The following is an 11,222-nucleotide window of genomic DNA, read 5'->3' as shown; positions in this document are numbered from 1 at the left end:
CCCCTGGCCGAGCACCGCAGCGAAGTCGGCGCAACGCGCCGACCGCCCCACCATGAGCCCGCGCCCCAGGCCCCCGGCCACGGCGCGCGCCCCCACCGCCTCGCCTCCCAAAAAACGCCCTTATCCGACAAACACTCCCAACCCCTCGCCAACCCGCATGAACACTGGCGCATTTGCTTATCCGAATAAAGCGCGAACCAAAAAATCGTTGGGATTCATAAGGGCCGCTTCTACAGTCCCGTCCTTCGCCATGAACATCGATCTCGCACACGTCAACGCCGAACTCGGCCGCAATGCACAAGGCCTCGTGGACTGGGCCTTCGGCCTGGGCCGCACCGCCATCGTCACCACCAACTTCCGGCCCTTCGAGGCCGTGATCCTGCACATGGTCACGCGCGCCCGGCCCGACGTGCCGGTGGTCTGGATGGACAACGGCTACAACACCGAGGCCACCTACCGCTTCGCCGACGAAGTGACGAAGCTGCTCAAGCTCAACCTGCACATCTACCTGCCGCGCCGCTCGCGCGCGCACCGCGAGGCGGTGGACGGGCCGACGCCCGCGCTCGACGATCCGCGCCACGCCGCCTTCACCGAGGAAGTCAAGCTCGAACCCTTCGCGCGCGCCCTGCGCGAGACGGCGCCGCAGGTCTGGTTCACCGCGCTGCGCGCCACCGACACCGCCGTGCGCGCGCAGATGGACCCGGTGAGCATCAATCCCGACGGCCTGGTCAAGGTCGCGCCGCTGCTGCACTGGACCTCCAAGGACCTGTACGCCTATTGCCAGGAACACGGCCTGCCCAACAACTTCGACTACGTGGACCCCACCAAGGGCGAGGACAACCGCGAATGCGGCCTGCACCTGGCGCACTGACCGCCGCCCGCCCCTTCGATCGCTTCCCAGCCCCCGCGCCCGACCCCATGAACGCCCGCACCGAACCCGATCTGCTGCTGCCCGAAAGCCGCCTCGCGGCGGCCGCCCTGCGCCTGTCCGACGCCCACCTCGACGCCCTGGAGGAAGAGACCATCTTCATCCTGCGCGAGGTGGCGGCCGCCTTCGAGCGCCCCGCGCTGCTGTTCTCCGGCGGCAAGGACTCGCTGGTGATGCTCAAGTGCGCGGAGAAGGCCTTCGGCGCCGGCCGGCTGCCCTACCCCCTGCTGATGATCGACACCGGGCACAACTTCCCGGAGGTGACCGACTTCCGCGACCGGCGTGCGCAGGAACTGGGCGCCCACCTCATCGTGCGCAGCGTCGAGGACTCCATGCGGCGCGGCACCGTGCGCCTGGCGCACCCCGGCGAGTCGCGCAATGCGCACCAGTCGGTCACGCTGCTGGAAGCGATCGAGGAGTTCCGCTTCGACGCGCTGATCGGCGGCGCCCGCCGCGACGAGGAAAAGGCCCGCGCCAAGGAGCGCATCTTTTCCCACCGCGACGCCTTCGGCCAATGGCAGCCCAAGGACCAGCGCCCCGAGCTGTGGACGCTGTTCAACACGCGCCTGGCGCCGGGCGAGCACTTCCGCGTGTTCCCGATCAGCAACTGGACCGAGCTGGACGTGTGGCAGTACATCGAGCGCGAGCGCATCGCCCTGCCCTCGATCTACTACACCCACAAGCGCGAGGTGGTCGAGCGCCGCGGCCTGCTGGTGCCGGTGACCGAGCTGACGCCGCCCAGGGACGGCGAAACCGTGCAGGTGCGCGACGTGCGCTTCCGCACCGTCGGCGACATCACCTGCACCTGCCCGGTGGCCAGCCTGGCCGCGGACGCGGCCGACGTGGTGGCCGAGACGCTGGCCGTCGAGGTCAGCGAGCGCGGCGCCACCCGCATGGACGACAAGACCTCCGACGCTTCGATGGAGAAGCGCAAGAAGGACGGGTATTTCTGACCACCCCCGTTACTCGCGCACTTCGTGTCGCTCGAATCCCCCCTCGAGGGCGCGCACCCGGCGGCCTGGCAAAGCCAGTTCCGCGGGTGCCCTGGCATGGCCTGCTCCGCGGCCTTCGGACGGGAAACCTTGGAGATGCCGGCTCCGGCCGGCCTGAAAGTTGAACATGAACGCCATTGCTACTGAATCGATAGCCTCCAGCACCCACGGGACGGGCGCTGCAGGCACCTTTGGCACTGAAACCGGGGACACCGGCACCGCCCTGCGCTTCATCACCTGCGGCAGCGTGGACGACGGCAAGAGCACGCTGATCGGCCGCCTGCTGGTGGACAGCAAGTCGGTGCTGCAGGACCAGCTGGCCGGCGTGCAGCGCAGCGGCGAGACCGACCTCGCCCTGCTGACCGACGGCCTCTCGGCCGAGCGCGAGCAGGGCATCACCATCGACGTGGCGTACCGCTACTTCTCCACCGCGAAGCGCAAGTTCATCATCGGCGACGCGCCCGGCCACGAGCAGTACACGCGCAACATGGTCACGGCCGCCTCCAGTGCCGATGCCGCCGTGGTGCTGGTCGACGCGACCAAGCTGCCCTGGGCGGCCGAGGTCGGCGACGGCGAGGTCGTGAAGAGCGAGCTGCTGGCGCAGACGCGCCGCCACATGCTGCTGGCACACCTGCTGCGCGTGCAGTCCATCGTGGTGGCGGTGAACAAGCTGGACGCCATCGACGACGCCCAGCTCGCCTTCGAGCGCATCTCCGGCGCGCTGGACGAGTTCGCCGCCGCCGCCGGCGTGCGGATCGCGGCCATCGTGCCCATCTCGGCGCTCAAGGGCTGGAACGTCGCCGGCCGCCACCAGGACGGCAGCGCGGGCTGGGCCGGCTACGAGGGCCCCAGCCTGCTCGAACTGCTGGAGGGCCTGCCGGTCACGGCGCAGGACGAATCCGTGCCCTTCGCCTTCCCGGTGCAGTGGGTCGAGAAGTTCTCGGGCTCGAACGACACCACGCAGGGCCGGCGCATCTTCTGGGGCCGCGTGGCCAGCGGCCACGTGGAGCCCGGCCAGCGCATCGCCATCCTGCCGAGCAACCAGCACGCCACCGTGGCGCGCGTGCTTACGCACACGCGGCAGGACCAGGCCGTGCACGCCGGCCACAGCGCCGGCATCGTGCTCGACCGCGAGGTGGACGTCTCGCGCGGCGACTGGCTGCTGGCGCCCGACGCCTTCGAGCCGCAGCGCGAGATCCGCGCCACCGTCGCCTGGCTGGACGACGAGCCGCTGGTGGCCGGCCGCGCGTACTGGGCGCTGCAGGGCCACCGCTGGGTCAAGGCCCGGGTCGCGCGCATCGCGCACCGGCTGAACATCACCACCCTGGAGGCCGAGGACGCCGCCGAACTGCCGCCCAACGCCATCGGCGAGGTGGTGCTCGCGCTGCAGCAGCCGCTGGCCGTGCGCCCCTTCGCCGAGTCGCGCGCGCTGGGCTCGCTGGTGCTGGTGGACACCGCCTCGCACCGCACCTGCGCCGCCGTTCTTGTCCGCGCGCAGGGCGTGGGCAACGCCTCTGCATAAAATACCGGGTTTCCCCCGACCGCCTTCACCAGCCACAGCGCCATGACCCACGTCGTCTCCGAGAACTGCATCCGCTGCAAATACACCGACTGCGTCGACGTGTGCCCGGTGGACTGTTTCCGCGAGGGGCCGAACATGCTGGTGATCGACCCCGACGAGTGCATCGACTGCGCGGTCTGCATCCCCGAGTGCCCGGCCAACGCCATCTACGCCGAGGAAGACCTGCCGGCCGACCAGATCGCCTTCGTGCAGCTCAACGCCGAACTGGCCCAGGCCGACGGCTGGAAGAGCATCACCAAGCGCAAGGCCGCACTGCCCGACGCGGACGAGTGGAAGGACAAGCCGGGCAAGCTCGCGGAACTCGTCAAGTAAGCCGCCCTTGTCCGAGCAGCCGGCTGCCCCGATCGAGACCGACGCGCTGATCATCGGCGCGGGGCCGGTCGGGCTGTTCCAGGCCTTCCAGCTCGGCCTGCTCGAAATCCCCTGCCGCATCGTCGACGCCCTGCCCCATGCAGGCGGCCAGTGCGTCGAGCTGTACGGCCACAAGCCCATCTACGACATCCCCGGCACGCCGGCCACCACCGGCCGCGGCCTGGCGGACGCCTTGCTCGATCAGCTCGCGCCCTTCGGGGTGCCGATGCACCTGGGCGAGCAGGTCGCCACGCTGGCGCGCGAGGCCGACGGCCGCTGGCGCGCCGGCACCTCGGCCGGTACCGCGTTCATCGCGCGCACGGTGGTCGTCGCGGCCGGCGTGGGCGCCTTCGTGCCGAAGAAGCTGGCGCTGGAAGGCGCGGAACGCTTCGAGGGCACGCGCCTGTTCTACCACCCGGCCGACCTGGCCCGCTTCGCCGGCCAGGACGTGGTGGTGAACGGCGGCGAGGACGCGGCGCTGGAAACGGCGCTGGCCCTCGCCGGCCTGGCGCGCAGCGTGACGCTGCTGCACCGGCGCGACGTGTTCCGCGCCGAGGAGACGCTGCAGGCGGCACTGCAGGACCGCGTCGCCGCCGGCGCCATCCGCCCGGCCGTGGGCCAGCCGGCGGCCTTCAATGGTGGGATCCTGCGCATCGACACGCCGGAAGGCGGCGAGCAGTCGTTGGCGCTGGACGCGCTGGTCGTGTGCCAGGGCATCTCGCCGCGCATGGGCCCCATCGCCGACTGGGGGCTGGAGCTGCAGCGCAAGCAGATCCCGGTGGACACCGAACGCTTCCAGACGCGCGAGGCGGGCCTGTTCGCGGTGGGCGACATCAACACCTACCCGGGCAAGCGCAAGCTCATCGTCTGCGGCTTCCACGAGGCCACGCTGGCCGCCTGGGGCGTGGCCGACATCGTCACCGGCGGCAAGCCGCCGCCGCTGCAGTACACGACCACCAGCACCCGGCTGCATGAGCTGCTGGGCGTGGCCGGCGCCCGCCGGCGCGGCTAGCCGCGGGTCTCTTCCTCCTCCTGTGGCGGCAGCAGCGCAGGGTTCCACACGATCTCCCACAGGTAGCCGTCAGGGTCCGCGAAGTAGCCCGCGTAGCCGCCCCAGAAGGTCGGCGCCGCCTGCTTCACCAACCGCGCGCCCGCCTGCTGCGCCTGGGCCATGACGGCATCCACCTCCTCGCGGCTGCGGACGTTGTGGCCCAGCGAGATGGCCGGCGCGCCGGCATCGGGCAGCGCCACGCCCGCATCGTGCGCCAGCGAATCGCGCGGCCACAGCGCCAGCCGCAGGCCCGATTCCAGCTCGATGAAGACGACGGCGCCGTGCTCGTATTCCTCGCCGATGACGCCCGGCGTCGGGAAGCCCAGCCCGTCGCGGTAGAAGGCGAGCGAGGCGTGCAGGTCCCGCACGCCCAGCGTCAGCACGGTGATCCTCGGGGTCATGGGTCGGTCTCCTTTCGGCACCGATTCTGACCCTTCGGACGCGCCGCCGCTCACTCCTCGGGCGTGAACCCCGACGCCTTGACCCAGGGGCCCCACAGCGCCGTCTCAGCCGCCTGGATCTCGGCCAGCTGGCGCGGCCCCGCCGGCTCGGCATGCATGGTGGCGCGCGCGAGCATCGGCTCGATCTTCTTCACCGCGCCCTGCAGCGCCTGGTACAGCCGGTCGATCTGCCCGGCGGGCGTGCCGGCCGGCGCGTACAGGCCGTACCAGCCGTCCAGCACCAGGTCGATGCCGCTCTCCTTGAGCGTGGGCACCTCGGGCAGCGCGGGGTTGCGGCGCGTGCCGGTGACGGCCAGGATGCGCACCTTGCCGGCGCGGTGGTGCTCGGCCGCGTCGGCCAGCGGCGTCACCGCCAGCGAGATGTTGCCGCCGATCAGGTCGACCAGCGACGGCGCGGCGCCCTTGTAGCCCACGTGCGTGATCTCGACCCCGGCCTTCTGCGCGAAGCCCTGCCCCAGGAAGTGCGGGATGGTGCCCGCCCCCGGCGAGGCGAAGGCGGCCTTGTTCGCGGGATCGCGCGCCCACGCCACGTACTCGGCCACCGTCTTCGCCGGGGTGGCCGGGCCGGTGGTGATGGCGTAGTCCACGATGCACACGCGGCCGACCGGCGCGAAGTCCTTCACCGGGTCGTAGCGCAGTTGCCGGTGGATCCACGGGAACAGGGTCATCGGGCCGTGCGGCACCAGCATCAGCGTGTCGCCGTCGGGCCTGGCCTGGCGCGTGGCCTCCACCACCAGGCGGCCGGCCGCGCCCGGCCGGTTCTCCACCAGCACGGTGCGCTCGAGGCTGGCGCGCATCGCCTCGGCGAGCGCGCGGGCCGTGAGGTCCACCGAGCCGCCGGGGGCGAAGCCCACCAGGATGCGGATCGGCTGCGAAGAGGGCTGCGCCCATGCCGCGGCATGCGGCAGGGCCAGGGACAGCGCGGACAGGCAGAAGTGGCGGCGGCGGGTCATGTCTTGTCTCCTTGTGGGTATGGCAGGCGGCGGGCTTCAGCGCGCGGGCATGTCGCGCAGCGTGCTGATCAGGTGGGCGCGCGCCTCGGGCGGCACGGCGGGGATCTGTGCGTTCCACCGTTCCCAGGCGGCACGCATCGCCGCCAGGCGCTGCGGCTCGCGCCGAGCCCGGTTGGCGCGCTCGCGCGCGTCGCGCGCGATGTCGAACAGGTACTCGTGCTCCTCCACCTTGAGGTACTTCCAGTCGCCGTCGCGCAGGGCGCGCTGGTCCTTGTGCTTCATGCGCCAGTACATCGGGCGCGCGAAGGTGCGGCCGCTGTCGTTCAGCGTCGGCCGCATGGAGACGCCGTCCAGCACATGCTCCGCCGGCGGCCGCGCGCCGGCGATGTCCAGCAGCGTCGCGGTCCAGTCCATCGTCATGCAGTGCTGCTCGCAGACCGTGCCCGGCCGGGCGATGCCGCGCGGCCAGTGGACGATGTAGGGCACGCGGATGCCGCCTTCGGTCAGGTCCATCTTGCCGCCCACCAGCGGCCAGTTGTCCGAGAAGCGCTCGCCGCCGTTGTCGCTGGTGAACACGATCAGCGTGTCTTCCAGCAGCCCGGTCTCGCGCAGGGCATCCACCACCCAGCCGACGCCCTCGTCCATCTCGCGGATCATGGTCCGGTAGGTCTCGACGCTGCCGCCGTCCAGGTGCGCGATGTCCTGCATCACCTCCGGGTCGATGCCGCCCTGCGCGCGCGTCTCCCAGGGCCAGTGCGGCGCGGTGTAGTGCAGGCTCAGCAGGAAGCGCCGGCCGTCGGCCGCGCGCTCGCGCACGTAGCGCGCGGCGCGCTGCGAGAGCAGGTCGGTCAGGTAGCCGGGCTCGTCGTGGGGCTGGCCGTCGAGTTCGAGGTCGGACGCCGGGCCGCGCGCGTTGTGGCCCCAGTAGCTGACGCCACCCGACATGGGGCCGAAGTGGTGCATGTAGCCCGAGCGGTCCGGTCCGAAGTGCGGACGGAAGCCCAGGTGCCACTTGCCGATCAGCGCCGTGTGGTAGCCGACGTCGCGCAGCATCGAGGGCAGCGTGGGCAGACCGGGATGCAGCCCCAGCTCCAGGTTGCCGCGCGAGGTGCCGAGCAGCGGCTCCTCGCTCGCGCCGCGCACCCAGTACTGGTAGCGCCCGGTCATCAGCGCGAAGCGCGTGGGCGAGCACACGGGCGAGTTCGAGTAGCCGTTCACGTAGCGCAGGCCGTTGGCAGCCAGGCCGTCCAGCACCGGCGAGGTGGCGGCGCGGCCGCCGTAGCAGCCCAGGTCGGCGTAGCCCAGGTCGTCGGCCACGATGAAGATGAAGTTGGTCACGCCATCCGTCTCCTGCTTGATGTCTCCTTGTGCGTCACGCAAGGATAGGGAGAGGGTTGCAAAAGTAAAATCGAAAGTTGATCGGCCAATCAATCACTTTCGTATGGACCCGAAGCACCTGACGCACCTGGCCATGGTGCTGGAGAAGGGCTCGATCACCGAGGCCGCCAAGAGCCTGGCGGTGACCCAGCCCACCCTCACGCGCAACATGGCCACGCTGGAGATGCAGGCCGGCGCGCCGCTGTTCACGCGCAGCCGCTTCGGCGTGCGCAGTACGCCCCTGGGCGAGGCGCTGGCGCGCGAGGGCCGGGCCATCGCCGCACGCATGCAGCAGGCCCTCGAGTCGATCGCGCAGCACCGGCTTGGCCTGTTCAACCGGCTGCGCGTGGGCGTGGGTCCGCTGCTGGGGCTGGCGCTGATGCCGCGGCTCGCGCCGGCCTTCCTCGATGCCTTCCCCCACGTGGCGCTGACGATCACCACCGGCCGCCCGACGATGCTGGTGGACGAGCTGATCGACGACCAGCACGACGTGGTGATCACGCCGGCCCTCTCGCGCCAGCTGCCCGCCGGCATCTCGCGCGCGCTGCTGGTGCAGGACTCGATCGGCGTGTTCTGCGGCGCGCAGCACCCGCTGGCCGGCCGGCCGCGGCCGGGCACCCAGGCGCTCAATGCCTGCGAGTGGATCAACGTGGGCGTGACCTCGCCCTTCCAGAACGACGAACTCGACTACCTGCACCGCAACGGCATCCGTCGGCCGCAGACGCAGCTGGCCACCGTCGCCGACGCCGCCATCCTGCTGCAGGTGCTGCGCCAGGGCCGCCACCTGGCCGTGCTGCCGCGCCTTCCGTTGGCGCTGATCGACACGGCGGGCGAACTGCGCCAGATCGCCCTGCCCAGCGAACCCGCGCCGCGCGACGTGCTGGCCTGGACGCGCAGCAGCGTGATCGAGCAGCCGGCCGTGCAGGGCCTGGCGCGCATCGCCCGCGAACTGCTGCAGCAGCCCAAGGGCCATCGGCGGCGGCCGGCAGGCAAGGCCCCGCGCGCCTAGAATGCCGGTTCGCTAGGGGTGCTGGGCTGCGACTGCGGCCCGGCTGAGATCAAACCCTTTGAACCTGATTGAGGTCATCCTCGCGCAGGGAAGCCGGTCCGGCGGCAGCCGTCCTCCTCTTCAGGACGCCTTCAGTCCCGCCCCCGGACCTCAGCCCACCTGCCATCACTTTGCACTGGAGCAAATGCATGGCGCAAGCCCGATCCTCTTCCTCCGCCAACGAGGCGCTGACGCCGCTGCCCGCCGAGCGGCGCGTGTTCCGCTGGCACGACCACCTCTCGCTGTGGTTCAGCCTCGGCGTGGGCCTGCTCGTGATGCAGATCGGCGCCTACCTGGTGCCGGCGGTGGGCACGCACGATGCGGTCATCGCGATCCTCGTCGGCTCCGCGGTGGGCGCGGGCCTGCTGGCCTGGACGGCGCGGCTGGGCTGCGAGACCGGCCTGGCCAGCGCCGGCCTGATGCATGCCACCTACGGCAGCGCCTTCGCGCGGCTGCCGGTGGTGCTGAACATCGTGCAACTGGTGGGCTGGACCACTTTCGAGCTGGTGGTGATGCGCGAGGGCACGCAGGCCATCGCCAAGCAGGCGCTGGGGCTCGACCTGGCCGGCAGCGGCGGCGTGCTGGCCGGCACGCTGCTGTGGGGCGCGGTGCTGCTGGCGCTGCTGTCGGGATCGATGGTGACGCTGGTGCGCCGCTTCGTCGCCCGCTTCGGGCTGCCGCTGGTGGTGATCTCGCTGCTGTGGCTGACCTGGCAGTTCGGCGCGCAACTCTCGGCCAAGGGCTTCGACGCCTTCTGGCAGCGGCCGGGCGACGGCAGCATGGGCCTGTTCAGCGCCATGGATCTGGTGATCGCGATGCCCGTATCGTGGCTGCCGCTGGTGGCTGACTATGCGCGCCACGGTCGGCGCGCCGCGCCGGGCCGCCTGGGCGGCGCCTTCGGCGGCACCTGGGTCGGCTACGCGCTGGCCAACGTCTGGTGCTATGCGCTGGGCGTGATGGTCGCCAGCGTGGCCGAGCCGGGCACCTCGCTGGTCACGGCGCTGCTGCTGGCGCAGGGCGGCCTGATCGCGCTGGGCCTGATCCTCATCGACGAGCTGGACAACGCGTACGGTGACGTCTACTCGGGCTCGGTCTCGGTCCACAGCCTGGCGCCGCGCTGGAGCGTGCGCCGGTGGGGCCTGGCAATGGCGGCGCTGTGCATCGCGCTGGCGCTGGTGCTGCCCATGCACCAGCTGGAGCCCTTCCTGCTGATGCTCAGCTCGGTGTTCGTGCCGCTGTACGGCGTGATCCTGGGGCGGCTGGGCGGGGGCGCCGCGGTGCAGGCCGGCGCGCGGCGCGTGGACTGGTCGGCCGCGCTGGTCTGGGTCGGCGGCATCGCGCTGTACCACGCCTGCGCCAAGTGGGCGCCGCAGTGGGGCTCGGCGCTGCCGACGCTGTTCGTGTGCTTCGTGCTCGCACGCCTCACGCGCCCGGCGGCAGCGGGAGCCGCACCGCTGGCCGGGGCGCAAAGCCATGGTTGAGCGGGCCGTGGCCGCCGCCGGTGCGCACTTCGGCGCCGGCCTGCATCGCGCCGCGCACGTACTCGCGCGCCTGCGCCACGGCGTCGGGCAGCGCCAGCCCCAGCGCCAGCCCGCAGGCGATGGCCGAGGACAGCGTGCAGCCGGTGCCGTGCAGGTTGCGGCTGGCGATGCGCGGCGCGCTGAAGCGCTGCCGCGTGCCGTCGGAGGCGGCCAGCAGGTCCACCACGTCGTCGCCCGGCAGGTGGCCGCCCTTGAGCAGCACCGCCGGCGCGCCCAGCGCGAGCAGTTCGTCCGCGGCGGCGTCCAGCGCCTCCGGGCCCGCGATGGGATGGCCCACCAGCAGCGCGGCCTCGTCCAGGTTGGGCGTGATGACGGCGGCGCGCGGGAAGAGTTCGCGCACCATCACCTGCACCGTCTCCTCGGCGATCAGCCGGTCGCCGCTGGTGGCGACCATCACCGGGTCGAGCACGACCTGGCGCAGCCCGTAGTGCCGGATCGCCCAGGCCACCACCTCCACCACCTCGGGCGCGTGCAGCATGCCCAGCTTGACGGCATCGACCCCGATGTCTTCGATGACGGCCTGCAACTGCGCCTTCAGGAAGTCCGGCGGCACCGCATGGATGCCCGTCACGCCGCGCGTGTTCTGCGCGGTGAGCGCGGTGATGGCCGTCATGCCGTAGCAGCCCAGCGCCGCGAAGGTCTTCAGGTCGGCCTGGATGCCGGCGCCGCCGCCGCTGTCGGAGCCGGCGATGCTCAGCACGCGGGGGTAGCGCAGCGTGCCTTCGGGGAGTGGCATGTTCGTCATGGCGGCGGAGTGTCGCAGAGGAGAAGCAGCCCACCCCCAGTCTCCGCGGACTTCGTTCCGCTTCGCCAGCCCCTCAAGGGGGCACATCCTGCGGCCTGGCCAAGCCAGTTCCGCGGATGTTCCCGCATGGCCTGCTCCGCGGCCTTTCGTACCGTCTTGGATCGTGCAACGCGGGCGAGGCTCAACGTCATGG

At 71.5% G+C, this 11,222-nt stretch carries 11 protein-coding genes and 1 riboswitch; of the genes, 7 read left to right on the top strand and 4 right to left on the bottom strand.

The genetic code is table 11. The annotated features are described in order from the left end of the window. Positions 1 to 250 precede the first annotated feature (250 nt). From Q392_RS26895 to Q392_RS26875, 5 genes are all read left to right on the top strand, one after another. Positions 251 to 871 (top strand): phosphoadenosine phosphosulfate reductase domain-containing protein, encoded by a 621-nt coding sequence (locus tag Q392_RS26895; RefSeq protein WP_038215983.1) that lies wholly within the window; start codon positions 251 to 253, stop codon positions 869 to 871. Between the two features lie 47 nt (positions 872 to 918). After that, complete coding sequence (gene cysD / locus Q392_RS26890) at positions 919 to 1,881, top strand: sulfate adenylyltransferase subunit CysD (RefSeq protein WP_038215970.1); 963 nt, start codon at positions 919 to 921, stop codon at positions 1,879 to 1,881. Positions 1,882 to 2,047: 166 nt separating this feature from the next. After that, positions 2,048 to 3,442: a sulfate adenylyltransferase subunit 1 gene (locus tag Q392_RS26885; RefSeq protein ID WP_038215964.1), complete on the top strand. Its 1,395-nt coding sequence runs from the start codon at positions 2,048 to 2,050 to the stop codon at positions 3,440 to 3,442. A 42-nt stretch (positions 3,443 to 3,484) separates the two neighbouring features. Further along, the gene (gene fdxA / locus Q392_RS26880) at positions 3,485 to 3,814 is read left to right on the top strand and encodes a ferredoxin FdxA (RefSeq protein ID WP_038215959.1); all 330 of its coding nucleotides are present in this window, start codon (positions 3,485 to 3,487) and stop codon (positions 3,812 to 3,814) included. Between the two features lie 7 nt (positions 3,815 to 3,821). Beyond that, positions 3,822 to 4,865 carry an NAD(P)/FAD-dependent oxidoreductase gene (locus Q392_RS26875; protein WP_038215957.1) on the top strand — a complete coding sequence of 348 codons (1,044 nt, stop codon included), beginning with the start codon at positions 3,822 to 3,824 and terminating at the stop codon, positions 4,863 to 4,865. On the opposite strand, the gene Q392_RS26870 is transcribed toward Q392_RS26875, so the two are convergent. The 3 genes from Q392_RS26870 to Q392_RS26860 are packed head-to-tail and all read right to left on the bottom strand — an operon-like array spanning position 4,862 to position 7,656. Then, positions 4,862 to 5,305: a VOC family protein gene (locus tag Q392_RS26870; RefSeq protein ID WP_038215954.1), complete on the bottom strand. Its 444-nt coding sequence runs from the start codon at positions 5,303 to 5,305 to the stop codon at positions 4,862 to 4,864. The two genes, Q392_RS26875 and Q392_RS26870, sit on opposite strands and share 4 nt — an antisense overlap. 50 nt (positions 5,306 to 5,355) lie before the next feature. Further along, complete coding sequence (locus tag Q392_RS26865) at positions 5,356 to 6,318, bottom strand: tripartite tricarboxylate transporter substrate-binding protein (protein ID WP_038215952.1); 963 nt, start codon at positions 6,316 to 6,318, stop codon at positions 5,356 to 5,358. 36 nt (positions 6,319 to 6,354) lie between these two features. After that, positions 6,355 to 7,656: a sulfatase family protein gene (locus Q392_RS26860; protein ID WP_038215950.1), complete on the bottom strand. Its 1,302-nt coding sequence runs from the start codon at positions 7,654 to 7,656 to the stop codon at positions 6,355 to 6,357. A 103-nt stretch (positions 7,657 to 7,759) separates the two neighbouring features. Between Q392_RS26860 and Q392_RS31550 the strand changes: the two genes are divergently transcribed. After that, on the top strand, positions 7,760 to 8,704 hold the full coding sequence (locus Q392_RS31550) for a LysR family transcriptional regulator (RefSeq protein ID WP_051954003.1): 945 nt from the start codon (positions 7,760 to 7,762) through the stop codon (positions 8,702 to 8,704). Positions 8,705 to 8,708: 4 nt separating this feature from the next. Then, positions 8,709 to 8,812: riboswitch (TPP riboswitch) on the top strand. An 80-nt stretch (positions 8,813 to 8,892) separates the two neighbouring features. After that, on the top strand, positions 8,893 to 10,224 hold the full coding sequence (locus Q392_RS26850; protein WP_038215948.1) for a purine-cytosine permease family protein: 1,332 nt from the start codon (positions 8,893 to 8,895) through the stop codon (positions 10,222 to 10,224). Here the strand turns inward: Q392_RS26850 and thiD are convergent. Then, positions 10,166 to 11,020 carry a bifunctional hydroxymethylpyrimidine kinase/phosphomethylpyrimidine kinase gene (thiD, locus tag Q392_RS26845; RefSeq protein WP_157008419.1) on the bottom strand — a complete coding sequence of 285 codons (855 nt, stop codon included), beginning with the start codon at positions 11,018 to 11,020 and terminating at the stop codon, positions 10,166 to 10,168. The genes Q392_RS26850 and thiD overlap by 59 nt on opposite strands. Positions 11,021 to 11,222: the final 202 nt, after the last annotated feature.

Origin of the sequence: Xenophilus azovorans DSM 13620, assembly GCF_000745855.1 — a bacterium.
In the GTDB taxonomy this organism is placed as follows: Bacteria; Pseudomonadota; Gammaproteobacteria; order Burkholderiales; family Burkholderiaceae_C; genus Xenophilus; species Xenophilus azovorans.
This window is presented reverse-complemented; position numbering and strand designations above follow the sequence as displayed.